At 73.5% G+C, this 25,430-nt stretch carries 20 protein-coding genes and 1 other RNA gene; 19 read left to right on the top strand and 2 right to left on the bottom strand.

The genetic code is table 11. The features are described from left to right. The first annotated feature begins 319 nt into the window (after positions 1 to 319). The 8 genes from ABZ495_RS28770 (at position 320) to ABZ495_RS28735 (ending at position 7,752) form a co-directional block, all read left to right on the top strand. Positions 320 to 1,675 carry an ATP-binding protein gene (locus ABZ495_RS28770; RefSeq protein WP_329487894.1) on the top strand — a complete coding sequence of 452 codons (1,356 nt, stop codon included), beginning with the start codon at positions 320 to 322 and terminating at the stop codon, positions 1,673 to 1,675. After that, complete coding sequence (locus tag ABZ495_RS28765) at positions 1,672 to 2,073, top strand: roadblock/LC7 domain-containing protein (protein ID WP_329487893.1); 402 nt, start codon at positions 1,672 to 1,674, stop codon at positions 2,071 to 2,073. The genes ABZ495_RS28770 and ABZ495_RS28765 overlap by 4 nt, the downstream gene beginning before the upstream one ends. Next, on the top strand, positions 2,070 to 2,444 hold the full coding sequence (locus ABZ495_RS28760; protein ID WP_329487892.1) for a DUF742 domain-containing protein: 375 nt from the start codon (positions 2,070 to 2,072) through the stop codon (positions 2,442 to 2,444). Before ABZ495_RS28765 ends, ABZ495_RS28760 begins: the two co-directional genes overlap by 4 nt. Then, entirely contained in the window at positions 2,419 to 3,009 is a 591-nt protein-coding gene (locus tag ABZ495_RS28755; protein ID WP_329487891.1) for an ATP/GTP-binding protein, read from the top strand. The genes ABZ495_RS28760 and ABZ495_RS28755 overlap by 26 nt, the downstream gene beginning before the upstream one ends. 75 nt (positions 3,010 to 3,084) lie before the next feature. Next, positions 3,085 to 4,479: a cytochrome P450 gene (locus tag ABZ495_RS28750; protein ID WP_359809212.1), complete on the top strand. Its 1,395-nt coding sequence runs from the start codon at positions 3,085 to 3,087 to the stop codon at positions 4,477 to 4,479. 298 nt (positions 4,480 to 4,777) lie between these two features. Further along, the gene (locus tag ABZ495_RS28745) at positions 4,778 to 5,911 is read left to right on the top strand and encodes a cytochrome P450 (RefSeq protein ID WP_359809231.1); all 1,134 of its coding nucleotides are present in this window, start codon (positions 4,778 to 4,780) and stop codon (positions 5,909 to 5,911) included. After that, positions 5,908 to 6,822 carry an enoyl-CoA hydratase/isomerase family protein gene (locus ABZ495_RS28740; RefSeq protein ID WP_329487889.1) on the top strand — a complete coding sequence of 305 codons (915 nt, stop codon included), beginning with the start codon at positions 5,908 to 5,910 and terminating at the stop codon, positions 6,820 to 6,822. Before ABZ495_RS28745 ends, ABZ495_RS28740 begins: the two co-directional genes overlap by 4 nt. Before the next feature lie 117 nt (positions 6,823 to 6,939). Continuing rightward, a complete protein-coding gene (locus ABZ495_RS28735; protein ID WP_359809214.1) occupies positions 6,940 to 7,752 on the top strand; it encodes a hypothetical protein in 813 nt (270 codons plus the stop codon). Positions 7,753 to 7,815: 63 nt separating this feature from the next. Here ABZ495_RS28735 and ABZ495_RS28730 read toward each other — a convergent pair whose 3' ends face one another. Then, complete coding sequence (locus tag ABZ495_RS28730; RefSeq protein ID WP_359838804.1) at positions 7,816 to 10,707, bottom strand: FtsK/SpoIIIE domain-containing protein; 2,892 nt, start codon at positions 10,705 to 10,707, stop codon at positions 7,816 to 7,818. 413 nt (positions 10,708 to 11,120) lie between these two features. Here ABZ495_RS28730 and ABZ495_RS28725 point away from each other — a divergent pair, with 413 nt between their 5' ends. From ABZ495_RS28725 to prfB, 3 genes are all read left to right on the top strand, one after another. After that, entirely contained in the window at positions 11,121 to 13,010 is a 1,890-nt protein-coding gene (locus ABZ495_RS28725) for a serine/threonine-protein kinase (RefSeq protein ID WP_359838802.1), read from the top strand. Positions 13,011 to 13,223: 213 nt separating this feature from the next. Beyond that, positions 13,224 to 14,483: a serine/threonine-protein kinase gene (locus ABZ495_RS28720; RefSeq protein WP_359838800.1), complete on the top strand. Its 1,260-nt coding sequence runs from the start codon at positions 13,224 to 13,226 to the stop codon at positions 14,481 to 14,483. 57 nt (positions 14,484 to 14,540) lie between these two features. Beyond that, entirely contained in the window at positions 14,541 to 15,653 is a 1,113-nt protein-coding gene (gene prfB / locus ABZ495_RS28715; RefSeq protein WP_329487884.1) for a peptide chain release factor 2, read from the top strand. A gap of 63 nt (positions 15,654 to 15,716) precedes the next feature. Here the strand turns inward: prfB and ABZ495_RS28710 are convergent, their stop codons facing one another. Further along, positions 15,717 to 15,911, bottom strand: coding sequence for a hypothetical protein (locus ABZ495_RS28710; RefSeq protein ID WP_329487883.1), 195 nt, complete (start codon positions 15,909 to 15,911; stop codon positions 15,717 to 15,719). A 349-nt stretch (positions 15,912 to 16,260) separates the two neighbouring features. Here ABZ495_RS28710 and ftsE point away from each other — a divergent pair, with 349 nt between their 5' ends. The 8 genes from ftsE to ABZ495_RS28670 all read left to right on the top strand — a co-directional run bounded on the left by ftsE (position 16,261) and on the right by ABZ495_RS28670 (position 25,346). Continuing rightward, positions 16,261 to 16,950, top strand: coding sequence for a cell division ATP-binding protein FtsE (gene ftsE / locus ABZ495_RS28705; protein ID WP_329487882.1), 690 nt, complete (start codon positions 16,261 to 16,263; stop codon positions 16,948 to 16,950). Between the two features lie 60 nt (positions 16,951 to 17,010). Further along, on the top strand, positions 17,011 to 17,922 hold the full coding sequence (gene ftsX / locus ABZ495_RS28700) for a permease-like cell division protein FtsX (RefSeq protein ID WP_329487881.1): 912 nt from the start codon (positions 17,011 to 17,013) through the stop codon (positions 17,920 to 17,922). Between the two features lie 113 nt (positions 17,923 to 18,035). After that, positions 18,036 to 19,178 (top strand): S41 family peptidase, encoded by a 1,143-nt coding sequence (locus ABZ495_RS28695; RefSeq protein WP_359838798.1) that lies wholly within the window; start codon positions 18,036 to 18,038, stop codon positions 19,176 to 19,178. Between the two features lie 58 nt (positions 19,179 to 19,236). Continuing rightward, entirely contained in the window at positions 19,237 to 19,713 is a 477-nt protein-coding gene (gene smpB / locus ABZ495_RS28690) for an SsrA-binding protein SmpB (protein ID WP_329487879.1), read from the top strand. A gap of 110 nt (positions 19,714 to 19,823) precedes the next feature. Beyond that, positions 19,824 to 20,205: a transfer-messenger RNA gene (ssrA, locus tag ABZ495_RS28685) on the top strand. Positions 20,206 to 20,451: 246 nt separating this feature from the next. Further along, positions 20,452 to 22,755 carry a UvrD-helicase domain-containing protein gene (locus tag ABZ495_RS28680; protein ID WP_329492116.1) on the top strand — a complete coding sequence of 768 codons (2,304 nt, stop codon included), beginning with the start codon at positions 20,452 to 20,454 and terminating at the stop codon, positions 22,753 to 22,755. A gap of 329 nt (positions 22,756 to 23,084) precedes the next feature. Next, positions 23,085 to 24,557: an NAD-dependent malic enzyme gene (locus ABZ495_RS28675; protein ID WP_329487878.1), complete on the top strand. Its 1,473-nt coding sequence runs from the start codon at positions 23,085 to 23,087 to the stop codon at positions 24,555 to 24,557. Between the two features lie 507 nt (positions 24,558 to 25,064). Beyond that, positions 25,065 to 25,346, top strand: coding sequence for an HU family DNA-binding protein (locus ABZ495_RS28670; protein ID WP_030059737.1), 282 nt, complete (start codon positions 25,065 to 25,067; stop codon positions 25,344 to 25,346). The last annotated feature ends 84 nt before the right edge of the window (positions 25,347 to 25,430 follow it).

Below are 25,430 nucleotides of genomic sequence, written 5' to 3'. Positions count from 1 at the left end.
CACTCCGGGTGCGAATCCGTTTGTGGCCCGGATGTGAGGTGCGGGTGAACGCGGGGTCACAATGTCCGGTACGTCGGCCCCGAAGTGTCGTCAGGTGGCGGAGTTCCTCCCCAACTGCCCTGATTGGCAGCTGTTCTGACATGCCAAGAGTTGCAGTAAGCTAACTCCGCGATAGGCGTTGCCGCAGGTCCCGTGCCGGAAGAGCTCCACCGACGTGCTGGAACAACAGGTGTCTTTCGGCGGGGAGCAGGCCGCCAGTCCCACCCGCGCAGGGCGGTCCGGACCAGTTCCTGACGCGATGCCACCTGAAGAGAGTTTCATGACGTCATTTGTGCAGGAACCCTTTTTCTGGGTCTCCATCGTGGTGATGCTCGTAGTAGTCGGGGTCTCCCTCCAAGCCCGCAGGACGAACCTCTCCCTGCGCAGGCGAAACGTTTCCCTTGAGGAGACGGCCGCCCAGGCGCAGCGGCAACGCGACGAACTCGGCGCGCTGAACTCGCGCCTGCAGAGCCAGCACGCGGCCGTGCTGGCGGAGGTCCGCCGGGACGCCGAGGAGGACACCAAGGCCGTCCTCAAGGCGGCGATGCGGACCCTGCAGGGTCTGGCCGACGAGCAGCAGGTCGTCATCGACAAGGTCCAGCGCAAGTACGGCGACAGCCCGCAGATCCTCGCCGACCTGATGCTGATCGACCACACCAACAGCCAGTTCGGCCGGCGCGCCCAGGGCATCGCGGTGCTCTGCGGCGGCTGGCTGGGCCGCCGGGAGACCGTCGCCTCGATCTACGACGTGGCCCGCAGCGCCCAGGGCCGGATCCGGCACTTCGACCGGGTGCAGATCCACTCCCGGGTCAGCGTCTCGCTGGTCAGCAAGGTCGTCGAGCCGGTCGCCGTCGTGCTGGCCGAGCTGCTGGCCAACGCCACCAACTACTCCGCGCCGGACACCCCGGTGGAGATCAGCGTCCAGGCCGTCCCGACCGGGGTCTGCCTGATCATCGACGACGCCGGCCTCGGCATGGGGCAGGAGGAGAAGGACCGCGCCGCCGCGCTCCTGAACCCCGGTGCGCCGATCAGCCTCACCGGCCTCGGCAACCCCCCGAAGTTCGGCTTCGCCGTCTCCGGCATGCTGGCCGCCCGCTACGGCTTCCGGGTCTCGGTCGACTCGGTCTCCCCGTACGGCGGTGTGCGGGCCGTGGTGCTGCTGCCCGCCGAACTGCTCAGCAGCGAGGTCGCGCCCCCGGCGGCCGCCGGCCACGGCGACTACAGCGGCGCCTACCAGGGCGCCCAGCAGAACGCGTACCAGGGCGAGTACGACGGCGCCCAGCAGAGCACGTACCCGAGCACGTACCAGGGTGAGTACCAGGGGGAGCCGGTGGAGCAGCCCGTACCGGCCCGGGCGCAGCGGCTCGCGTCGCTGCCCGAGCCCGTTCCGGCCGCGCTCGCCCAGGTCGCCCCGGCCGCGGCGCAGGCGGTCCCGGAGATGACGGCGGACGGACGGCTGCCCAGGCGCCGCCGCCAGCGCACTGTCTCGGTGGTCCCGCACCCGCAGGACTCCGGCCGCGTCGACGAGCCGGTGCCGAGCACCGGCCAGGAGACGGCGTCCCGCCTCGGCGCGTTCCAGCGCGGGACGCTGTCCGGGCGCAACACCATGACCACGGAAGGAACCGAGATCCAGTGAGCCCTGATCTGACCTGGGTGCTCAACGACGTGCTGCAGGTGCGCGGTGCCCGGCACGCCATTCTCGTCTCCGCCGACGGCCTCCTGCTCGAACGGTCCAGTGAGATCGGCCGCGACGAGGCGGAGACCAACGCCGCCGCGATGAGTTCGATGCAGTCGCTGAGCCGCGCGGTGGCCCCGTTCGTCGGGGGCAACGGCGGGACGTGGCGCCAGACGCTCCTGGAGTACGACCACGGCTGGATCTTCCTGATCGCGGCCGGCAGCGGCGCCTACCTCGCGGCCTCCACCGCCTCCGACGTGGACATGGAGGCGATGTCCTTCCGGATGCAGCAGCAGGTGGGCGCGCTCGGACGGGCCATGACAGCGGCGCCGCGCCAGAGCACACACAGCGGCTCATGACGGTTCCCGGCGAGGAGCAGCGGGTTGCCAGCGGATTCATCCGCTCCTATGTCATCACCGGCGGCCGTGAGCTGCCGAGTGCGGACGACCTGTCCCTGATCACCCTGGTCACCGTCGCTCCCGAGCAGGGCCTCCCGGCCCGGCCGAGCCCGGAGACCACGGCGATCTGGGAACTGTGCTCCGGCGGCTACCTCTCGGTGGCCGAGGTCGCGGCCCACCTGGTGCTCCCGGTGGGGGTGGTCCGGCTGCTGCTGACGGACCTGATCCGCGAGGGGCGGCTGCTGCGCCGGGCGGCCCCGCCACCGGCCCAGGCCCCGGATCCGAGACTTCTAGAGAAGGTACTGCATGGACTTCAACGCCGGTTCGCCTGAGGACATCTACGTCCCGGGCGGGGTGACGACCGCCGTCAAGATCCTGGTCGTGGGCCACTTCGCGGTCGGCAAGACCACGCTCATCGGCGCCCTGTCGGAGATCGCCCCGCTGAGCACCGAGGAGAAGATGACGCAGGCGTCCACCGGCGTCGACGACCTCCGGGGCGCACCGGACAAGAAGACCACGACCGTGGCCCTGGACTTCGGCCGGCTGACGCTCGGCGACGACCTGGTGCTGTACCTGTTCGGCACGCCGGGCCAGCAGCGCTTCATGCAGCTCTGGGAGGACATGGCGCGGGGGGCGCTGGGAGCGCTGCTGCTGACCGACCCGACCCGGCTCACGGACACCTTCCCCGTCATCGACCTGATCGAGCAGTACGGCCTGGAGTACGCCGTGGCGGTCAACAGCTTCGACCGGCAGAGCGACTACACCGAGGACGAGCTGCGCGAGGCGCTCGACCTGCTGCCGCACACGCCGGTGGTGTTCTGCGACGCCCGCGACCAGCGGTCGTCGGCCGACGCGCTGCTGACCCTCGTCCGGCACCTGCTCGAACGCGCCTCCTGACCCTTCCCCGTCACCGCCCCCCGTCACCGCCTCCCGGGGCCGCACCCGCCCGGGGCCATTTCCGAGGAACGACCCATGGAATCTCCGCAGCGCTCCGCCCCGCAGTCGCCGCCCCCGGGCTGCCCGATGCACGGCGGCTCGACCCCGCTGTACGGGGAGATGTTCTCGTCCGACCCCGAGGCGGTCTACGACGCGCTGCGCGCGCACGGCCCGGTCGCGCCCGTGGAGTTGTCGCCCGGTGTGGACGCCACGCTGGTGACCTCGCACGAGGTCGCCCTGCGGGTGCTGCAGAACCCGGGGCTGTTCGCCCGGGACTCCCGGCGGTGGTCGGCGCTGAAGGAGGGGCGGGTGCCGATGGACAGCCCCGTCCTGCCGATGATGTTCTACCGGCCCAACTGCCTGTTCACGGACGGCACCGAGCACCTCCGGCTGCGCAAGGCCGTCACCGAGAGCCTGGAGCGGCTCAACGACAACCGGCTCAACCGGCACGTCGAGCGGATCGCCGGCTACCTGATCGACCAGTTCAGCCCGCTGGGCCGGGCCGACCTGATCAACGACTACGCCAAGCTGCTGCCGCTGCTGCTGTTCAACCAGCTCTTCGGCTGCCCGGCCGACATCGGCGACCGGCTGACCCGCAGCATGTCCGCGCTCTTCGACGGGCTGGACGTGCTCCAGGCCAACGAGGAGCTGAACGCCTGCCTGATGGACCTGGTCGCGCTGAAGCGCCGCCAGCCCGGCGACGACATCACCTCGTGGCTCGTCCAGCACCCGGCCGGGCTGCGCGACGAGGAGCTCAAGGACCAGCTGGTCATGCTGATGGGCGCCGGGGTCGAGCCCGAGCGCAACCTGATAGGCAACGCGCTGCTCCTGCTGCTGTCCGGTGACGCCGGCTCCGGGATGCGCATCGAGGACGCCCTCGACGACGTGCTGTGGAACAACCCGCCGATCGCCAACTACGCGACGCACTTCCCGATGCAGGACGTCGAGGTGGGCGGGGTCCGGATGCCCGCGGACAGCCCGGTGGTGATCAGCTTCGCCGCCGCCAACACCGACCCGGCGCTGACCGACGCCCGACTGACCCTCAGCAAGGGCGCCCACCTGGCCTGGGGCGCCGGCCCGCACGCCTGCCCGGCCAAGTCGCCGGCCCAGCTGATCGCGCTGACCGCGATCGAGTGCCTGCTCAACGCGCTGCCGGACGTCACGCTCGCGGTGCCCGCGCGGAGCGTGGGCTGGCGGCCGGGCCCGTTCCAGCGCGGACTGGTCTCGCTGCCGGTGCGGTTCAGCCCGGCGCCCGTCCGCCCCCCGGTGGCGGGCACGGGAGCCGGCCTCGGTGGCCCGCCGGCCGGCCAGGCCGCCGCCAACGGGACGCCGCACCCGCCGGCCGCCACCGCCGCGGCGCCCGCCGCGGGCCGGGCCCCGGCCAAGCAGAAGGGGTGGTGGAGTTCCTTCCTGGACGTCTTCCGGCTCTGACCGGGACGGCGCGGGAGACCGGACGACCGCTCAGCGGTGCACGTGGTCCGGTGACTTCGCGCATGTGACGGGGGCAACTCCGTTCGACGCTTGAGCGTGCTCCCGGTGGGTAGGTCGCCGCCGTACTGCCCGCCAGCGCAAGGAGCCCCGTGTGACCGCCATGATGGAAGCCCGCCCCGGGACGCCGGAGTGCCGTGCTGGAACCGTCGACCGCCGCGCCGCCGTGCCGTTGCTACGGCGGCTGCGGTCGGCGGAGGGGCTGGCCGATCCGTTCCCGATCTACGACGAGCTGCGGGCCATGGGCGATCTCGTGCCGGCGCCGTGGGGCGGGTACCTGGTCACCGGTTACGACGCGTGCGACCAGGTCCTGCGCGGCAGGAACTGGCTCGTCCCCGACCTGGCCTGGCAGGGGCGGCAGACCGAGACCGAGCGCTGGCAGGCCGTCGCCACCCAGGAGATGAGCCGGACCCTCCACCGGCTCAACGCCCCCGTCCACACCCGGCAGCGGCAGGGCCTCGGGAACCTCTTCGGCCGCCACACCCTCCAGGCCCTGGCGCCGGAGATCGAGGCCGACGTCACCGAGCTGCTCGACCGGCTGGCCGAGCGAATACGCGTGGACGGCGAGGCGGACCTGGCCTCATTGGTCGGCGACCGGCTCCCGATCAACACCATCGGGCGCTGGCTGGACCTTCCGCCGGAGGACTACGCGCACATCCTGGAGATCACCCACAATCAGGTGCACGCCCAGGAACTCCTGCCCACCAAGAGCCAGTTGGCGATCTCCGAAGCGGCCACCCTGCACCTGCGCCGGTACTTCACCGACCTCGTCCAGGAGCGTCGTGCCCATCCGGGTGACGACGTGGTGTCCGGCTGGATCCGCACCTGGGACGCGCTGGAGTCGGACCGCGAGGCCACCGACCGGACCGTCTACGAGCTCACCATGTTCGTCACCATCGCGTCGCTGGAGGCCACGGCGGCGTCGCTCTCCCTGATGGTGTGGTCGCTGCTCCGGTCCCCGGGCACCTGGGACTGGCTGCGGGCCCGGCCGGAGCACATCGACGACGCGGTCGAGGAGGCGCTGCGCTACGACCCGCCGGTCCGCCTCAACAGCCGGGTGGCGGGGGAGGACACGGAGCTGGCCGGGGTGTTCATTCCCAAGGACACCATGGTCCACGTGATGTACGGCGCGGCCAACCGCGACCCGCGCCGCAATCCGGCTCCGCACACCTTCGACGTCCTCCGCAAGGGCTCCCACATCGCCTTCGGCGGGGGCGCCCACTACTGCCTCGGCGCGGCCCTGGCCCGGCTGGAGGCGCGCACCCTGCTGGGGCAGCTGCTGCGGCGCTTCCCGACCCTGCGGGTGGTGGGCCAGCCCGAGTTCGCACCCCGGATGGTCTTCCACCGGGTGATGTCCTTGAGAGTGGCGGCATGAACGTTTCCTCCGAGGCGATCCCGTACCCTCCGTACCCCCTCCAGCCGCCGGCGCCGCCCGGGCGGGCCCCCGCGGGCGAGGCGGCCCATGACCGCGCCGCGTACGAGGCGGGCGATCCGGAGCCCGCCGGTTCCCACGCCCCGGCGCCCCGCGCCGTCCACGCCGAGCGCCGGGGCGCGGTGCTGTACGTCGAGCTGGACAGCCCCGAGACCGGCAACGCCGTCACCGAGGCCGTGCTGCGCGACCTCCTCGCCGTGCTGGCCGCGCCGGACCCGGCCGTCCGCGCCGTGGTGCTGTCCGGCGCCGGTCCGGACTTCTGCCTCGGCGGCGACCGGGACGAGTTCGCCGACTCGCTCGGCGCGGACCCCACGGGTGGCGGCATCCGTACCGCCGGCACCCTGGCCCGCCAGGTCTGCGCGGCCCTCACCGACAGCCCGGCCGTCACGATCGCGCGGGTCCAGGGCCGGGCGATCGGCGCCGGCTTCGCGCTGGCCCTCGCCTGTGACCTGCGGGTCGGCGCCGACACGGCCGCCTTCCGGCTGCCCGAACTCGCCCTCGGCCTGCCCGTCGCGTGGGGCGGCCTGCTGCCCCGACTGCTGCACGAGGTGGGCGCGGCCCGGGCCCGCGAGATCATCCTCACCGGCCGCCCGGTCGGTGCCGCCGAGGCGTACGACCTCTCCATCCTCCAGCGGGTCGTCCCCGAGGAGGAGCTGGACGTGGCGGTGGCCGAGTGGGTCCGGCCCGTGACGCGCCGCCCCGAAGCCGCGCTGCGGGTCACCAAGACGCTGCTCAACTCCCACGCGGCGGCGACCAGGCTGGCCGACACCTCCGTCCTGGACGCGGAGTTGATGGCCGCCGTCCTCGCCGGCGCCCACTACGCCCGCGGGACCGGCGCTCCGCCGTCCTCCTGAGCCGCCGCGCCTCCTGTGCCGCTCGCCGCGGTGGGTCCGTGTCCGGGGCACGGACCCACCGGCCGCGACGCCGATCCGGCTTCGGTACGGTGGCCCGCGACAAGGGGGAAGATCATCATGACGACGACGCGCATCAGGCGCACCGTGGGGACCGCGCTGACCGTGGCGCTGCTCGTCACGGGGGCGGCGGCCTGTGACTCCGACGGGAAGACCGCGGCCGCCCCGGCGGCGACCAGCGCGAGCCCGGCCCCGGAGCCGTTCGGCGCCGCCGGCTACCGGGGGCTCAAGCCCGGCATGGCGAAGGACGCGGCGCTGGCCGTCGGCGCCCTGGAGGCGGCCCCGGTGTCGCTGCTCAACGGCTGCACCGACTTCGTCTACAAGGGCGGCCCGGCGCCGGACGCGGCCAGGATGGCGGCCGAGGCGGCCCTCCAGGCCAAGATCGACGAGCTGGAGGCCAAGGCGCAGGCCGGGCGGAGCACCCCCGGCGCGGTGCCGCCCCTCCCGTCCAATCCCACGCTGCAGGACCTCAAGGCGCACTCCGCGCTGCTGCTGGCCGAGACCGAGCGGATGAAGGCCAACCAGGGGACGCTCGAACAGCTGGCCAAGGCCACCGACGAGCTGAAGGCCGCGCGGGCGACCCGCGACGCCGCGTTCCTGGCCACCGGCCGGGCCGGGTTCGGCCCGGAGGGTCTGCGCGAGCTGGTGGCCCCGGCGGGCGCCCGGACCGCCGAGGGCATCGGGGCCGGTTCGACGGTCGAGGCGCTCAGGCAGGCCTACGGCGACAAGGGGCTGGAGCTGGCCGAGAGCGGCAAGTACGAGATGCCGGTCGAGGGCGGCCGGGGCACGCAGGGCTGGAAGTACGAGTTCACCCTGGACGGCGACAAGGTCGGCGGCCTGGCCGTGGCGAACCGCGGCATGTACTGCTCCTGAGCACCCGCGCGCCGGACGACCGGGGGCGGGGCGGACCGGCGACCGGTCCGCCCCGCCGTCGTGTCAGTGCGTGGCCGCCCGCTGGAGCGCGCTCGCCAGCAGGGCGAGGTCGGTCGGGCCGTTGCCGAGCTCGCGCACCGGCCGGCGGGCCGGCGGGGCACCGAGCTGGAGCGGGTCTATCGCGACCACCGTCGGCCGCAGGGTGGCGGTCCGCGGGATGCGGCCGCTGATCCGGGCGCTCTGGAACGCGGTGACACCGCCGTCCGGCAGCCGCAGATAGCCGCGGCCGGGGGTGTCCTCGCCCAGGGCGGCGGCGTCACCGAGGTGGATCAGCAGGTCCGAGTCGGCCGGGTCGTCGGTGCGCAGCGCGATCCGCAGCAGCGCGGCCTCGTCGACCTCGGTGCCGGCGCTCTCCTCGGGGCGGCCGGTGGTGACGGCGAGGTGGACGCCGAGCGGGCCGCCGCGGCGGGCGACGGCCGCGAGGGCGCGGGCCAGGGGCCGGCCGGCCGGGGAGGTCGGGGCGAGCAGGGCGTCGTAGTCGTCCACCACGACGACCAGCCGGGCGGGCACCACGGGGGCCGGGGCGGCGGACCGGGGGGAGTCGCCGTTGCGGGGGTGGATGATCCTGGCGGTGGTCGCCGGCGCCGTGGTGCCGGCGGCGCCGACCGCGGCGGGTACCGGGACGGCCGGCCGCCCCGCTTCCAGGTCCCGGGCGTCGTCCTGCCCGCGCTCGCCGTCCAGGCCTCGCTCTCCGGCCAGGCCCCGCTCGCCGTCCAAGATGCGGGCCGCGTGCCAGGAGGCGAAGTCCAGGCCGTCGAACAGCCGCTCGCGCAGGGCGAGTTCGTCCTCCAGTGCCTCCGCCGCGAGCAGTGCGGCGCGCGGGTCGGTGGCGGCGTTGACCAGCCCGGTGACGTGCGGCAGCTCGGTACAGCCGTCCAGGCCCTCCTCCGTCGCCCGGCCCTCGATGAGGGAGACGGCCAGCCGCTCGGGCCGCTCGGAGACGGCCAGCGAGGCGACCAGGGTGCGCAGCAGCTCGGTCTTGCCCGAGCCGCGCGCGCCGCCGATGAGCAGGTGCGGGCCGCCCGGGTCGGGCGAGGGCAGGGTGAGCTCGGGGTCGGCGAGGTCGAGGGTGCAGAGCTCGTCGCGGGTGGTGCCCAGCAGGGCGGTGGCGGCGCCGATGCCGCCGGCGTGCGCGGCCCAGCGGGCCGAGAGCTTGGCCGGGGTGACGGTGTCGAGCTGCAGCAGGTCGAGCAGGCGCAGCGCGTCGGGCAGCGGGCCGCGGGCGGCGGGGACGGCCTCGCGCAGCGGGGCGAGGACGCGGGCCAGCCGTTCGGCCCAGACGTCGGAGACGGCGTCCAGCGAGACTTCGTGCAGCGTCTCGCGGCCCCGGGCGACCGGGCGGTCGAGGGAGAGCTGGGTGCCGACCTCGCCGGTGATCAGGGCGGTGGCGCCGACGCCGCGCGGCAGCAGCTCGGGCTGTTCGGCGAGGCAGATCGGGAAGATGCCGACGGCCGGGCCCTGGCGCAGCAGCAGGTCGAGCGCCTGCCGGGCGGCGTCGCCGGGCGGGCGGCCGTCGACCACGACCACGGTGGCGGGGTGGCCGCCGAGCCCGACCGGGCCGCTGAGCCGGGCGGTGAGCTCGGCGAGGCGGGCGGTGGCCTGCTCGTCGTCGAGGCCGATCAGCAGCCGGCAGTCCTGGCCGTCGACGGGGCGCAGGTGCGGCAGCCACAGCGCCCAGGCCCAGGTGTCGACGCGGTCCTGCGCGGGCCGCGCCGGGTCGGCGTCGACCACGACGAGGCTGAGGCCGGTGGGCGGGTGCAGGGCGGCCAGCTGGGCGACGACCGCGCGGGTGAGGGCGTCCAGCCGCTCGCGCGGGCCGCTGAGGCCGAGGCTGCCGGCGGTCTGCAGGTCGAGGGTGACCGGGACGGCGGGCAGCAGCGTGCCGGGGGTGGTGCCGGGCCCGCCGGGCCGGTCGGCGGTGCCGAGGCGCAGGGTGAGCGCGTCGGGGTGGCCGGGGCCGCGCTCCCAGAGCCGCGGGCCCGGGCCGAGGGCGTTGAGCAGCAGGGTGGCGAGGTCGGGCCAGCGCTCGCGCTGGGCGGCGGCCTGCCGGGTGCGGACGGCGGCGTGGTGGCGCTCGGCGCTCTCCTGGCCGGGCGGCTCGGCGCCGGCGCGGCCGAGCCGGAGCGAGAGCAGGCCCCGGCCGCGGCCGGGGGCGGGCTCGGGCGCGGCGGGCGGTTCGGCCACCGGCGGCGCGGGCCGCGCGGGGGCGGGTGCGGCGAGCTGGAGGTGGCCGTGGCCGTCGGGCAGCGCCGCGCGGGCGGGCGCGCCCGGGCCGGACCCGGGATCCGGCGGGGTGACCCGCAGGGTGGACTCGCCGATCCGCAGCAGGGCGCCGCCCTCCAGCGGGACGGCCTCCTCGGGCGGTCCGGGCGGGACGATCCGGCCGTCCAGGGTGGTGCCGTTGGTGGAGCCGAGGTCCCGCACGGTGACCCGGCCGTCCTCCCCGAGGTGCAGCGCGAGGTGGAGGCGGGAGACGTCGGGGTCGTCGAGCGGGACGTCGGCCTCGCCGGAGCGGCCGACCCGGATCTCCCGGCCGTGCAGGCGGTGCACGCCGCCGGCGTCGGGGCCGCCGACCACCCGCAGCTCGGCGGCGGCCGGGCCGTCGTCCGGGTCGTCGGCGGTCGGGTCGGGCTCGTTGAGGCTGAGGACGGCGCCGTCGAGCAGCGGGGGGTGGCCGAGCAGGGTGTGCTCGTCCACCCGGTGCGCCCCGGCGTACAGGTGTACATGGGTGGCGGCTCGTGGGCCGCGCACGCCCACGGCGCCCGCGAGGGCGCCCGCGAGGGAGCCGAGCGCGGTGCCGACGGGCGCGGTGACCAGCACGTCCACGTAGGGGATGGCGGAGCCGGCGGCTGCCGGGCCGCTGCGCGGTCGGAGGACGGTCAGCCGGATCTGCATCTCGCCCGCGGTCCCTTCTGCTGGTGCTGACGCCTGGTGCTGACGCTTGCTGCCCGGGCTGCCTGCGGTGGACGCCCCTGCGGGCGGCTGCGACGACGGTGGGCCACAAGAGTGGCGACTGTCATCCTGCCATCCGTCACCGACAGTCCGCGCACGGTACCGGATTTGACGATCTTGCGATCATCGCCATGGTGGGGGCGACGGAGGGTCAGGTCAACCGTCCCCCCGAACGCCCCGCCCGCCGGCCTCGGGGACCCCCCTAGGGGATGTCCCCCAGACCCGTCCGGAACCCTCGCCGGTCGCCCCGAAAACGTGAACGGACCCGGTTAGAGTGGCCGCAACACGGGCCCGGCAGGCTCACCGCACCTGCGGAGGAGCGCCCCGCGCGGGCGGCACGGCGAGGAGTGCGACAGGTGCGGCCAGTCGGCAGCAAGTATCTGCTTGAGGAGACCCTCGGACGGGGGGCCACCGGCACCGTCTGGCGCGGACGGGTCCGCGCGGATGTCGCGGTGCCCGGCAGCGAGCCCGGGCAGCCGGTGGCGATCAAGGTGCTGCGCGAGGAGCTCGCGGCCGACCCCGACGTGGTGATGCGCTTCCTGCGCGAGCGCTCGCTGCTGCTGCGGCTGACCCACCCCAACATCGTCAAGGTCCGCGACCTGGTGGTCGAGGGTGAGCTGCTGGCCCTGGTGATGGACCTGATCGAGGGCCCCGACCTGGCCCGCTACCTGCGCGGCAACGGCCCGTTCAGCCCGATCGCCGGCGCCCTGCTGATGGCCCAGGTCGCCGACGCGCTGGCGGCCAGCCACGCCGACGGCGTCGTCCACCGCGACCTCAAGCCGGCCAACGTGCTGCTCGCCTCCACCGTGGTGGACGGCACCGAGCAGATGCACCCGATGCTGACCGACTTCGGCATCGCCCGCCTCGCCGACTCTCCCGGCATCACCCGCACCCACGAGTTCGTCGGCACTCCGGCGTACGTCGCGCCCGAGTCCGCCGAGGGCCGCCCGCAGACCTCCGCGGTGGACGTCTACGGCGCCGGGATCATGCTGTACGAGCTGGTCACCGGCCGCCAGCCGTTCCAGGGCGACGGCCCGCTGCAGATCCTCCAGGCGCACCTCGCCCAGGAGCCGCAGCGGCCCTCCACCATGCCCGACCCGCTCTGGACGGTGATCGAGCGCTGCCTGCGCAAGGACCCGGCGCAGCGGCCGAGCGCCGTCGCGCTGGCCCGCGCGCTGCGGGTGGTCGCGGCCGGGGTCGGCGTGCACGCCTCCCCGGCGGCGGTGGACGCGGCGCTCGCGGTGGGCGCGCTGCTGCTGCCGGACCCGCAGCCGGCCGCCGTGCCGGGCAACCCGCCGGGCGTCCTGCCCGACGCCGCCGCGGGCGGGCCGGGTACGGAGGACCGGACCCAGGTGCTGCCGGCCGGCCAGCCGGGCGGGCAGCACTACGACCCGGCCGCCGCGACCCGGGTGATGGGCACCCAGCCGCCGCCGGCCGCCCCGTACGGCGCCGCGGACCGCACCCAGGTGATGCCGCCCACCCCGCCGGGACCGCCGCAGCCGGAGGCGCCGCACCCCTGGCAGAGCCAGCTGCGCGCCGCCCGCGACCGCAACCAGCAGACCGAGATCGGCTACTTCGACCCGGCGGACTTCGAGGCTCCGCCGGTTGCCCCGCCGCCGTACCAGGCCCGACCGGGCGGCCGGGCCGACCAGGGCGGCCAGGGCGGTCAGCCCCGGCCGCAGGGGCCGCAGGGCTACCCCCAGCAGCCGCCGCCGCGCGGCTACCAGCAGGCCCCGCCGCCCGGCTACGCCCAGCGCCCGCCGGTGGCCCCGCCGCCCTACCAGGCGGGGCAGGGGGGCCAGGCCCCCGGCGGCCGCCCGCAGCCGCCGGGCGGCTACAACCAGGCCCCGCAGCACAACCAGGCCCCGCAGCCCTACGGGCGGCAGCAGCCGCAGGCCGGCCCGCCCGGCGGCTACCCGGCCCCGCCGCCGCCCGCCCCGCAGCGGCGGGCGGAGCCGCCCGCGCCGCAGCGGCGGGAGCCCCCGCAGCGCCGCGAGGCACCGCCGGAGCCCGCCCGGCGGGAGGCCGCGCCGGCCCGCGAGCCGCGCCGGCGCAGCCGCAACCGGATGTACATCCCGGGCCTCGGCTGCCTCAAGGGCTGTCTGATGGTGCTGCTGGTGCTGGCCGTGGCGGCGGTGGCGCTGTGGAACTTCACACCGCTCCCGCAGTACTGGGCCGACGTCCAGGACTGGTTCAGCAGGGCGAGCGACTGGGTGAGCAATATCGTCGGCAGCTCCAAGAGCTGACCGCGGGGGCCCGGCGCCGCGCCAGGGGCCGGGCCCGGCGGCAACATTGACGCTTTATCGACAATCCACGAGATTTCTCGCCCGTCAGTGCCCGCCGAGCGCCCTCAGGCGGCCCGCGAAGGGCGTTCGGGCGCGTAGGTTGGTCGCTGTTGTCCCGCCCCACCGAGCGCACCGGACCCTCCCCCGCGCGCTCCCGCCGCCCACGGAGCAGCATTGGCACGCAAGATCGGCAGCCGCTACACCGTCCACCAGGTGATCGGCCGGGGTTCCGCCGGGACGGTCTGGCTCGGTGAGGGCCCGGACGGCCCGGTCGCGGTCAAGCTGCTGCGCGAGGACCTCGCCGCCGACCAGGTCCTGGTCGGCCGCTTCGTCCAGGAGCGCGCCGCGCTGACCAGCCTCGACCACCCCCGGGTGGTCGGCGTGCGCGACATGGTGGTCGACGGCAGCGACCTCGCCCTGGTGATGGAGCTGGTCCAGGGCACCGACCTGCGCTCCCGGCTGGAGCGTGACGGCGCGCTCGCCCCGCAGACCGCCGTCTCGGTCATCGCCGACGTCGCCGACGGCCTGGCCGCCGCGCACGCCGCCGGCATCGTCCACCGCGACGTCAAGCCGGAGAACGTCCTGCTCGACCTCGCCGCCGCGCCCGGCCCCGGCGGCGCCCCGCGCGCCAAGCTGACCGACTTCGGCGTGGCCCGCCTGGTCGACGCCCCGCGCCGGACCCGCGCCACCCGGATCATCGGCACCCCCGACTACCTCGCCCCCGAGATCATCGAGGGCCTGGAGCCGCGCGCCGCCGTCGACATCTACGCGCTCGCCACCGTGCTCTACGAGCTGCTGGCCGGTTCGACCCCGTTCGGCGGCGGCCACACCGGCGCCGTGCTGCGCCGCCACGTCACCGAGCAGGTGCCGCCCGTCCCCGGGCTGCCCGACGGCCTCTGGCGGATCATCGCCGAGTGCCTGGCCAAGGCCCCGGCCTCCCGGCTGCGCGCCGCCGAGCTGGCCACCCGGCTCCGCGAGCAGCTGCCCGCGCTGGCCGGACTGCCGGTGCTCGCCGTCCCGCAGCAGGGCCGGACCCCGGCCGAGGAGCAGCTGACCCCCGGCGAGGCGGTGTACGCCGAGGTGGACGCCGCCCCCGGCGCCCACAAGCGCCGCCGCGGCCCGGCCGTCCCGCTGGTGCCCGGGTTCGCCCCCGACTCCACCCGGGACACCCACACCAGCCTGCGCCGCCCCTCCGCGCAGGAGCTGGCCTCCTACGCCGCCGAGTCCCGGGCGCAGCGCACCGCCCCGGGCGCCACCCACCGCCGGGACCGCCAGGCCCTGCTGCGCCGCCGCCGGCTGCTGGCCGTCCTGCTGGCCACCGTGCTGCTGCTGGCCGGTGCGGCCGCCGCCTGGACCGCCTTCGCCGCCACCGCGCCGGAGGGCGGGCAGGCGCCCCGTCCGGCCGTCCACTCCGCGCCGCCGCGGGCCCCGTAGGAGGCCCGGCGACCCCGGTGTCGCCAGGTGCCCCCCCGGAACCATTACCCTGGGTGCGTGGCAGCCGTCGATCCTTCCGAAGAGCTCAAGAACCTCGACACGACCATGGGGTCGATCGAGGCAGTCCTCGACCTGGACAAGATCCGGGCCGACATCGCGCGTCTGGAGGAGGAGGCAGCCGCCCCCGACCTGTGGGACGACCTCGCGAACGCGCAGAAGGTGACCAGCCGGCTCTCCTTCCTCCAGGGTGAACTGCGCCGCGTCGAAGGCCTGCGCAGCCGCATCGACGACCTGGGCGTCCTGTTCGAGCTCGCCGAGGCCGAGGACGACGCGGACACCCGCGTCGAGGCCGAGCAGGAGCTCGGGGTCGTCATGAAGGCGGTCGAGGAGCTGGAGGTCCGCACCCTCCTGTCCGGCGAGTACGACGCCCGCGAGGCGCTGATCAACATCCGTGCCGAGGCCGGTGGCGTGGACGCCGCCGACTTCGCCGAGCAGCTGATGCGGATGTACCTGCGCTGGGCCGAGCGGCACGGGTACCCCACCGAGGTGTACGACACCTCGTACGCGGAGGAGGCCGGCATCAAGTCCGCGACCTTCACCGTCAAGGCGCCCTACGCCTACGGCACCCTCTCGGTCGAGCAGGGCACCCACCGCCTGGTCCGCATCTCGCCCTTCGACAACCAGGGCCGCCGGCAGACCTCCTTCGCCGGTGTCGAGGTGCTCCCCGTCGTCGAGCAGTCCGACCACGTCGACATCGACGAGTCCGAGCTGCGGATCGACGTCTACCGCGCGTCCGGCCCCGGCGGCCAGGGCGTCAACACCACCGACTCGGCGGTGCGCATCACGCACCTCCCGACCGGCGTCGTGGTCTCCTGCCAGAACGAGCGCTCGCAGATCCAGAACAAGGCGTCCGCGATGAACGTCCTCCAGGCCAAGCTGCTGGAGCGGCGGCGCCAGGAGGAGCGGGCGGCCATGGACGCGCTGAAGGACAGCGGCAGCTCCTGGGGCAACCAGATGCGCTCCTACGTGCTGCACCCGTACCAGATGGTGAAGGACGTCCGCACCGAGTACGAGGTCGGCAACCCGCAGGGCGTGCTGGACGGCGACATCGACGGCTTCATCGAGGCCGGCATCCGCTGGCGCAAGCAGCGCGAGACCGCCGCGAACTGAGCGTGAACGACGGAAGGCCCCCGACGGAGATCCGTCGGGGGCCTTCCGGCTGTCCGTCGTGGCTCAGGCCAGCGCCTGCCGGGCGATCAGTGCCACCGCGATCAGCCCGGCCAGCAGGGCCAGCAGCATCACGGGGGAGAGCGCGGCGAACGGGCCCTGCTGCTCCTGCAGCCGGGCCCGGTTGGCGCGGCACACGGGGCAGCGGCCATCGCTCACGCGGCCGTTGCAGTTGGCGCACACCAGATGGTCGCAGGTCATGCGATCTCCTCCTCGCTGCTACTGCCAACGCACCGGACGGGGCTTTGGTTCCTGTTCTTGCCCTGTGCGGGGGAGTGGCCGGCCCCGGCCACCACCTCCACTCTGCCAGGTTCCCACCGTTCCGGCCCCTGGGCTGTGAGATGCCCCCAAATTTTCCGGGCATAACCGGACATTGTCTCCCAAGATGAGGTTTCCGTCCCGGACCGGCCCTGCGAGCCGGACGCCGGTTCGCGTATGGTCCCAAGCCGGGAGCGGCCCTTTCCGCTCCCGCCGCCCGCCCCCGGGCCGGGCGCCCGGGGTGGACCGACCGAGGACTGGCGCCGCCTAGGATGGCCTCCGTGATGCAGCCGTGATCAGATTCGACAACGTCTCCAAGACCTATCCCAAGCAGAACCGTCCCGCCCTGGACAACGTCTCGCTGGAGATCGAGAAGGGTGAGTTCGTCTTCCTGGTCGGTTCGTCCGGCTCGGGCAAGTCCACCTTCCTGCGCCTGTGCCTGCGCGAGGAGCGCCCCAGCACCGGCGAGGTGCACGTGATGGGCAAGGACCTGGGCAAGCTGTCCAACTGGAAGGTGCCGCACATGCGCCGCCAGCTGGGCACCGTCTTCCAGGACTTCCGCCTGCTGCCCAACAAGACGGTCGCGCAGAACGTGGCCTTCGCCCTCGAAGTGATCGGCAAGCCCAAGAGCGCCATCAACAAGGTGGTGCCCGAGGTGCTGGACCTGGTCGGCCTCGGCGGCAAGGAGGACCGCATGCCGGGCGAGCTCTCCGGTGGTGAGCAGCAGCGCGTCGCGATCGCCCGGGCGTTCGTGAACCGCCCGATGCTGCTGATCGCGGACGAGCCCACCGGCAACCTCGACCCGCAGAACTCGGTCGGCATCATGAAGCTGCTGGACCGGATCAACCGCACCGGCACCACGGTGCTGATGGCCACGCACGACCAGGCCATCGTCGACCAGATGCGCAAGCGCGTCATCGAACTCGACAAGGGGCTGCTGGTCCGCGACCAGGCCCGCGGCGTCTACGGGTACCAGCACTGATCCCGTAGGCCGCCGGCCCGTCTCGCCCGACCAGCAACCGACCCTGGAGTTGTTACCCGCATGCGCGCCCAGTTCGTCCTGTCGGAGATCGGTGTGGGTCTCCGCCGCAACCTGACGATGACCATCGCGGTGGTCGTCAGTGTCGCGCTCTCCCTCGCCCTCGCCGGTGCCTCCCTGCTGGTTCGTGACCAGGTGAACTCCATGAAGGGGTACTGGTACGACAAGGTCGAGGTGAGCATCTACTTCTGCACCAAGGCGGATGCCCGCAACTCGCCGCAGTGCCAGGCGGGTGCGGCCACCGACCAGCAGATCGCCGACATCAAGACCCAGCTCGACAAGATGGACTCGGTCGTCCAGTCCTCCGTGTTCGAGGACTCCGCCGAGGCCTACAAGCACTGGAAGGAGATGAACCCGGACAACCCGCTCATCTCCGTCCTCGGGCCGGAGGCCATCCCGCAGTCCTGGCGGGTGAAGCTGAACGACCCGACCAAGTACGACGTCATCCAGAGCGCCTTCGCGGGCAAGCCCGGGGTGAAGTCGGTCGAGGACCAGCGCAAGATCCTGGAGAACCTGTTCGGCCTGCTGAACGGCCTCCAGACCGCGGCCTTCGTGATCATGGTGCTGATGCTCTTCGTCGCGTTGCTGCTGATCGTGAACACCGTCCGGGTGTCGGCGTTCAGCAGGCGGCGCGAGACCGGCATCATGCGCCTGGTCGGTGCCTCGAACTTCTACGTCCAGATGCCCTTCATCGCCGAGGCGGCGTTCGCCGCGCTGCTCGGCGCGGTGATGGCCTCCGGACTGCTGCTCGGCGGGCACTTCTTCGTCCACAGCTGGCTGGCCGAGCGGGTGCAGTTCATCCACTTCATCGGGCTCGGTTCGGTGCTGGCGGTGATACCGCTGCTGGTGGTGGTCGGTATGGGCATGGCCGGCATCGCGGCGTTCTTCACCCTGCGCAAGTACCTCAAGGTCTGACCCCGCACGGCCCCGACGGCCCCGGACGGCACTGCGCCGTCCGGGGCCGTCGGGGTTTCGCCGTCGGCCGATCCGGCCCACCGCCCCGCACGCTGCGCCTACACTCCGATGCCATGCCAGAAACTCCGCGCAGAGCACGTCAGGTGGTCACCCTCAGCCTGGTGTTCGGCGCCGTGCTGCTGGCCGGGGCCGCGACCGGCGCCTGGGGCGACCCGGCCGCGCCGCACCCGCGCCCCTCCGGCGACGCGGCCCCGGCCGCCGTCGCCACGGTCGGGGCCGGCCAGGACCCGGCCGGCGCGGCCCTCTCCGAGCAGCAGGCCGAGCACCTGATCGGCGCCACCGGCGACCGCTGGGGCGCCTACTACAGCGCGCGGGAGTACGCCGAGTTCAGTCAGGGCCTGGACGGCCGCTACCTCGGCGTGGGCCTCTCGGTCGGCCGGGGCCAGGACGGCGTCACCACCGTCTCCCAGGTGCTGCCGGCCGGTCCGGCCGCCGCCGCCGGGATCGCGGTGGGCGACCGGCTGCTGACGATCGACGCGGACCAGGCCGACCGGCTGCCGGTCACCGAAGTGGTCGCCCGGCTGCGCGGCCGCGAGGGCGAGCGCCAGGCCGGCTCCGAGGTGACCCTGGCCGTCCGGCGCGGCGATGGCGAGGTCCGCGAGGTCCGGCTGCGGCGGGCCCTGCTGGACAGTCAGCAGGTCGCGGTGGAGCGGCTGGACAAGGGGGTCGTGCGGATCACCGTGCGGGCCTTCACCAGCGGCGTCGCCGAGCAGGTGCGCGCCGCCGTGCACGGCGCCCACGGGGTGGTGCTCGACCTGCGGGGGAACTCCGGTGGGCTGGTCGAGGAGGCCGCCGGCACCGCCGCGGTCTTCCTGGACGGCGGCCCGGTCGGCTCCTACCAGGAGCGCGGCGGGACGCGCGAGCTGACCGCCCCGCCCGGCGGCGACCAGCGCACCCCGCTGGTGGTGCTGGTGGACGGCGGCACCATGAGCGCCGCCGAGCTGCTCACCGGCGCCCTCCAGGACCGCAGCCGGGCCGTCGTGGTGGGCGGCCGGACCTTCGGCAAGGGCACCGTCCAGCAGCCCAGCCGGCTGGCCGACGGCGCGGTGCTGGAGCTGACCGTCGGGCGCTACTACACCCCCGCCGGCCGCTCCCCGGAGGACGTCGGCCTGGTGCCCGACGTGCCCGCGTCCGGCACCGAGGACGCCGGCGCGCTGGCCCTGCGGGTGCTCGCCGGCCTCGGCACCCGGACCTGAGGCACCGCGGGTAAAGGAGCTGCCCGCCACCGCGTCGAGGTGCGAGAATGGCGGCGCTATGGCAAAGGAAACCGGACACAAGCTGATCGCGCAGAACAAGAAGGCGCGACACGAGTACACCATCCTCGACACCTACGAGTGCGGTCTCGTGCTCACCGGCACCGAGGTCAAGTCACTGCGCGAGGGGCGGGCCAACCTGGTCGACGGCTATGCCTACATCCAGAACCACGAGGCCTGGATCGACAACGTCTTCATCCCCGAGTACACCCAGGGGACGTGGACCAACCACGCCGCGCGGCGCAAGCGCAAGCTGCTGCTGCACCGGCTGGAGATCCACAAGATCGAGGCGAAGGTCCGGGACGCGGGCCACACCCTGATCCCGCTCTCGCTGTACTTCAAGGACGGCCGGGTGAAGCTCGAACTGGCACTCGCCGTCGGCAAGAAGCTGTACGACAAGCGCCAGACGCTGCGGGAGAAGCAGGACACCCGCGAGACGGCCCGCGCCGTGGCCGCCGCCCGGCGGCGCCAGCAGTGACCCGGCGGCCACGTCGGAGTTAATCCGCTGGACCCTCGCAGGCCGCCTCGCGTAGTATGGCGCCAGCACCACGGACGGTTCGCCGTCCGAGTTGTTTCTCAACAAAACATGGGGATGATCGGTTTCGACAGGGGAAGTCGAAACAGGAGAAGCGAGCCGAGGAACGCGGCAATGATCTCGTTAACCATCTGTCGCAAACAAATAATCGCCAACTCTAAGCGCGATTCCCAGCAGTTCGCTCTCGCTGCCTAATAAGCACCGATAGCGCTTGGGTGTCAGACCGGGGAGTTCCCGACCCGGACCCTGGCATAATCTAGGGAACTCAACCGTCCACCCGGGCTGCGGGGGTGGAGGGGAAATCAAACAGCAGCTGGGCCTGTTGGCGGCTTGTCCGCGTGACCGCCAGGGCCGAGAAAATCACAGCGGACTGCGCTCGGAGAAGTCCTGAATCCACTCCACTGGACCCGGGTTCGATTCCCGGCATCTCCACCACCCCATGTTTGAAGATCGAAGGCCGCCCACCGCTCAGCGGGGGGCGGCCTTCGTGCGTCCCCGGCCCCGTCCGGAGCCTCCCGCGCCACATTCCGGCCCTGGTGCGGCGCGGGGGAGGGGTGGGGGCGTAGGATTTTCCGTCCGCTCGTTTCGCCGGGCCGGACCCCATCCATCGCAGGACGTACGTCGGGGGGCTTCTTGGGCGAGACCGGCTCCACCCAGTACTCCGCCGCAACCACCGAGGCCATGCAGAGCAACACGGACACCACCGCCGTCACCGATTCCGAGACCGTCCGCGAGCGGGAGATCGCCGGGGAACAGCGTCACCTCGACACGGTCTACCACCGCCTGGAGGAGAAGCTCGCCGAGGCCGAGTACATCCTGGAGGACGCCGCCAAGCGCGTGCAGGTCGGCACCCCCGGCGCGCTCGCCGAGCGCGACGCCCAGGTGTACCGAGCCGGCGCGCACCTCCAGCGGCTCAACAACGAATTCGAGGACTTCCTCTTCGGCCGGATCGACCTCCAGCAGGCCGATGCGCCGGAGGAGCACGGCATCCCCTCGGACACCCCGCTCGACCCGGCCGACCCGGCCGTCGCCGAGACGCTGCACATCGGCCGGCTCGGGGTGCTGGACGCCGAGTACGGCCCGCTGGTGATCGACTGGCGGGCGCCCGCGGCGGCGCCCTTCTACCGCGCCACACCGCTGGAGCCGGGCCGGGTGGTCCGCCGCCGGGTGATCCGGTCCAAGGGCCGCCGGGTGATCGGGGTCGAGGACGACCTGCTCCGCCCCGACCTGACCCCCACCCTGGACGGCCGCGAGCTGGCCGTGGTCGGCGACGGCGCGCTGATGGCCTCGCTCGGCCGGGCCCGCAGCCACTCGATGCGCGACATCGTCTCGTCCATCCAGAAGGAGCAGGACGAGGTGATCCGCGCCGCCGCGGCCGGGGCCACCCTGGTCACCGGCGGCCCCGGCACCGGCAAGACCGCCGTCGCCCTGCACCGCGCCGCCTTCCTGCTCTACCAGGACCGCCGCCGCTACGCCGGGGGCATTCTGGTGGTCTCCCCGACCCCGCTGCTGGTCTCCTACACCGAGGGCGTGCTGCCCTCGCTCGGCGAGGAGGGGCAGGTCGCCGTCCGCGCGGTCGGCTCACTGGTGGACGGCATCGAGGCGGGCACCTACGACACCCCGGAGGCGGCCCGGATCAAGGGCTCGGCCCGGATGACGCAGCTGCTGCGCCGGGCCGCCAGGGGCGCCCTGGAGCTGGGCGCGCCGCAGGAGCTCAAGGTGGTCGCCCGCGGCGAGGTGCTGCGGCTGGACGCCGGCCGGCTGAAGGCCGTCCGCGGCCACGTGATCGGCTCCGGCGGCACCCCGCTGAACCTGCTGCGCCCGCGCGCCCGCAGGCTGCTGCTGGACGCCCTCTGGCAGGAGCTCACCCGGCACCTGCCCAGGCCCGCCGACCACTACGCCCGGGAGCAGCGCCAGGAGGAGAAGGAGTCCTTCGACGACTACGTCTCGGACGAGGCGCCGTTCCTGGACTTCCTGGACGCCTGGTGGCCCGCGCTGACCCCGCGTCGGGTGCTCGCCACGCTGAAGCAGAGCCGGCACACCAACCGGATCGCCCGTCGCGCCGTCACCCCGGAGGAGGCCAGGGTGCTGGCCGGCTCCTGGCGGCACCTGTCCGAGCGCGGCGAGGGCGCGCTGTCGGCGCACGACGTCGCGCTGGTGGACGAGCTCCAGGTGCTGCTCGGCGAGGCGGCCCGCCCGAAGGTCCGCGAGGTGGACGCGGTGGACCTGCTGAGCGGGCTGGACGAGGTCACCACCTTCGCCGACCGCAGCTCCAGACAGCGGGAGAAGGTGCCGGTGGAGCGCACCGAGTACGCGCACATCATCGTGGACGAGGCGCAGGACCTCACCCCGATGCAGTGGCGGATGATCGGGCGCCGCGCCCGGATGGCCACCTGGACGATCGTCGGCGACCCGGCGCAGTCCTCCTGGCCGTTCCCGCAGGAGGCGCAGGCCGCGCTGGACGAGGTGCTGGCCGGCAAGCCGCGCCGGCGGTTCACGCTGACCGTGAACTACCGCAACCCCGCCGAGATCGCCGAGGTCGCGGCCAAGGTGCTGGCGCTGGCGGCCCCGGGCACGCCCTCGCCGAGCGCGGTGCGCCACGTCGGCGTGGAGCCGCGCTTCGCGGCCGTCACCGATCCGTCGCCCCGGGCCTTCGGCGCGGCGGCCAGGGCGGAGCTGGAGCGGCTGCTGGCGGAGGTGGACGGCACCGTGGCGGTCGTCGTGCCGATGGACCGGCGGGCCGAGGCGGCCGGCTGGATCGAGGGTCTGGGCGCCCGCGCGGTGGCCCTGGGCAGCCTGGAGGCCAAGGGCCTGGAGTACGACGCGACCGTGGTGGCCGACCCGACCGGGATCGCCGGCGAGTCGGAGGCCGGTCTGCGGGTGCTCTACGTGGCCCTCACCCGGGCGACCCAGCGGCTGACGGTGCTCTCCGGTCCGGACGACCTGCCGGACGCGGCCGGGGTGCCGGCGCTGCTGCACGGCTGACCGACCGTCGCGTGCCGCGGGCACGAAGAAGGCCCCTCACCGGTGGTGAGGGGCCTTCAGACGTTGATGACACCGACCCGCCATGCTCGCCTCGCGGCAAGTGGTCCCTCGAAGGGACGAAGGTTGGGCCCGGGGGCTTGGATCGAGCCGGTGTCCCGTCCAATGTAACGCATCTGCCCGGGGAGGCAAGAAGTTGTCGAGTCCGCACACTCAATGAACGTTATTTCTGGCTTCGCCCTGGTAGGTGCGACGATCGAGGTCTAGCATGCGCAGGCGAAGGGCTTCAACATTCTGTTGAAGCAGCTGACGGACGGAAGAAGGAAACGTCGATGGCGACGGTGCCCAGTGTCTCCAACTCGATCACGGTGCGGCTGGAGGTCCCGGCCAGGGGCAACGCCGTCAGTGCGATCACCACGGCGGTCGAGTCCTCCGGCGGCTCGGTCACCGGCCTCGACGTGACCGCCTCCGGCCTGGAGGCCCTGCGGATCGACGTGACGGTGGCCGCGTCCTCGGTCGCGCACGGCGAGGAGATCGTCGAGAAGCTCCGCACGATCGACGGCGTGTCGATCGGCAAGGTCTCGGACCGCACCTTCCTGATGCACCTCGGCGGCAAGATCGAGATGTCCTCGAAGCTCCCGATCCGCAACCGCGACGACCTGAGCATGATCTACACCCCGGGCGTCGCCCGGGTCTGCATGGCGATCGCCGAGAACCCCGAGGACGCCCGCCGCCTGACCATCAAGCGCAACAGCGTCGCCGTGGTCACCGACGGCTCCGCGGTGCTGGGCCTGGGCAACATCGGCCCGGCGGCCGCGCTGCCGGTGATGGAGGGCAAGGCGGCCCTGTTCAAGCGCTTCGCCGGCATCGACGCCTGGCCGATCTGCCTGGACACCCAGGACACCGACGAGATCGTGGCCATCGTCAAGGCGATCGCCCCCGGCTTCGCCGGCATCAACCTGGAGGACATCTCCGCGCCGCGGTGCTTCGAGATCGAGGCCCGGCTGCGCGAGGCCCTGGACATCCCGGTCTTCCACGACGACCAGCACGGCACCGCGATCGTGGTGCTGGCGGCGCTGACCAACGCGCTCAAGGTGGTCGGCAAGGAGATCGGCGACATCCGGGTGGTGATGTCGGGCGCCGGCGCCGCCGGCACGGCGATCCTCAAGCTGCTGCTGGCGGCCGGCGTCGAGCACGCCACCGTCGCGGACGTGCTGGGCGTGGTCCACCAGGGCCGTGAGGACCTCAACGACTCGCTGCGCTGGATCGCCGAGCACACCAACCGCTCGGGTCGCACCGGCAGCCTCAAGGAGGCCGTGGCGGGCGCCGACGTCTTCATCGGCGTCTCGGCCCCGAACGTGCTGGACGGCGACGACCTGGCCACCATGGCCGAGGACGCGATCGTCTTCGCGCTGGCCAACCCGGACCCGGAGGTCGACCCGGCGATCGCCCGCCAGACCGCCGCGGTGGTCGCCACCGGCCGCAGCGACTTCCCGAACCAGATCAACAACGTGCTGGTCTTCCCGGGTGTCTTCCGCGGCCTGCTGGACGCGCAGAGCCGGACCGTCAACACCGAGATGATGATCGCCGCCGCCCGCGCGCTGGCCACCACCGTCGCGGACGACGAGCTGAACGCCAACTACATCATCCCGAGCGTCTTCCACAAGGACGTCGCCAAGACCGTGGCCGCCGCCGTCCGGGACGCCGCCCTGGCCGGCCCCCAGGAGGAGCAGGCGCCGTCCCGGCCGACCCCGGGCATCGTCGGCACGCTCGACACCTCGTCCTTCCCCGTCTTCAAGCTCTGATGGCGGTACGCGACAGGTGTCGCGGATCGGTCAAATGACCGATTAGCGTCCTTACCCGCCCAAGTCCGCCCCGAACCCTTGCGACACAAGGGCGAGGGGCGTGTTTGGGCTTGTCGGGCCTAGGGCGTACGGTAGCCCTGCACGGGGCAGGCGTGTCCGACAAGTACGGAACGTCCCCCTGGTCTTCCGGCGCGTCGTCCCGACCGCCGCCCGCGCCCGGTCCGCCGGAGCCGACGGAGCGTCACACCTCCGGCGGGCGGGCTTTGTTCGGGTGGCACGGCCGGGGCCCGATTGGCTTTCTCGGGGCCGGTCGGGGCAGGATTCGTATCCAGGCAGGCAGACGGGCCGTCGACGGCACCGACCGCGGCACAGGGCGCGAACCCGGCCTGCGACCACGCATTGCCTGAATGAGCACTGTGTGCGGACCTGCGGCCTGTCCGGGTGCCCCCGGAGGGGAGCACCGATGGGCCCCCGCACACCGCAAGCGAACAGACCACAGGAGTACACATGAACCGCAGTGAGCTGGTGGCCGCGCTGTCCGAGCGCGCCGAGGTGACCCGCAAGGACGCCGACGCCGTTCTGGCCGCCTTCGCCGAGATCGTCGGCGAGGTCGTCGCCAAGGGCGACGAGAAGGTCACCATCCCCGGTTTCCTGACCTTCGAGCGCACCCACCGCGCTGCCCGCACCGCCCGCAACCCGCAGACCGGTGAGCCGATCCAGATCGCGGCCGGCTACAGCGCCAAGGTGAGCGCGGGCTCCAAGCTCAAGGAAGCCGCCAAGGGCGCCTGAGCAACCCCTTGAACGCCGAGAGGCCGGGTTCCCTTCGGGGAGCCCGGCCTCTCGCCGTGCGGCCGGGCTCCCCGAAGGGAACCC

The sequence above is a fragment of the Kitasatospora sp. NPDC005748 genome, from assembly GCF_040630735.1.
Classification (GTDB): domain Bacteria; phylum Actinomycetota; class Actinomycetes; order Streptomycetales; family Streptomycetaceae; genus Kitasatospora.
The sequence above is the reverse complement of the archived record's forward strand: the minus strand, read 5'-3'. Positions and strand labels throughout refer to the sequence as shown.

Excerpts from the sequence above, each read along its gene's own strand:
- ABZ495_RS28675 (WP_329487878.1), top strand. The coding sequence starts at position 23,085 with ATGGCGACGGTGCCCAGTGTCTCCAACTCGATCACGGTGCGGCTGGAG.
- ABZ495_RS28745 (WP_359809231.1), top strand. The coding sequence starts at position 4,778 with ATGGGCGATCTCGTGCCGGCGCCGTGGGGCGGGTACCTGGTCACCGGT.
- ABZ495_RS28695 (WP_359838798.1), top strand. The coding sequence starts at position 18,036 with ATGCCAGAAACTCCGCGCAGAGCACGTCAGGTGGTCACCCTCAGCCTG.
- ABZ495_RS28750 (WP_359809212.1), top strand. The coding sequence starts at position 3,085 with ATGGAATCTCCGCAGCGCTCCGCCCCGCAGTCGCCGCCCCCGGGCTGC.
- ABZ495_RS28735 (WP_359809214.1), top strand. The coding sequence starts at position 6,940 with ATGACGACGACGCGCATCAGGCGCACCGTGGGGACCGCGCTGACCGTG.
- ABZ495_RS28710 (WP_329487883.1), bottom strand. The coding sequence starts at position 15,911 with ATGACCTGCGACCATCTGGTGTGCGCCAACTGCAACGGCCGCGTGAGC.
- smpB (WP_329487879.1), top strand. The coding sequence starts at position 19,237 with ATGGCAAAGGAAACCGGACACAAGCTGATCGCGCAGAACAAGAAGGCG.
- ABZ495_RS28730 (WP_359838804.1), bottom strand. The coding sequence starts at position 10,707 with ATGCAGATCCGGCTGACCGTCCTCCGACCGCGCAGCGGCCCGGCAGCC.
- ABZ495_RS28670 (WP_030059737.1), top strand. The coding sequence starts at position 25,065 with ATGAACCGCAGTGAGCTGGTGGCCGCGCTGTCCGAGCGCGCCGAGGTG.
- ABZ495_RS28755 (WP_329487891.1), top strand. The coding sequence starts at position 2,419 with ATGGACTTCAACGCCGGTTCGCCTGAGGACATCTACGTCCCGGGCGGG.
- ftsX (WP_329487881.1), top strand. The coding sequence starts at position 17,011 with ATGCGCGCCCAGTTCGTCCTGTCGGAGATCGGTGTGGGTCTCCGCCGC.
- ABZ495_RS28680 (WP_329492116.1), top strand. The coding sequence starts at position 20,452 with ATGCAGAGCAACACGGACACCACCGCCGTCACCGATTCCGAGACCGTC.
- ABZ495_RS28770 (WP_329487894.1), top strand. The coding sequence starts at position 320 with ATGACGTCATTTGTGCAGGAACCCTTTTTCTGGGTCTCCATCGTGGTG.
- ABZ495_RS28740 (WP_329487889.1), top strand. The coding sequence starts at position 5,908 with ATGAACGTTTCCTCCGAGGCGATCCCGTACCCTCCGTACCCCCTCCAG.
- ABZ495_RS28760 (WP_329487892.1), top strand. The coding sequence starts at position 2,070 with ATGACGGTTCCCGGCGAGGAGCAGCGGGTTGCCAGCGGATTCATCCGC.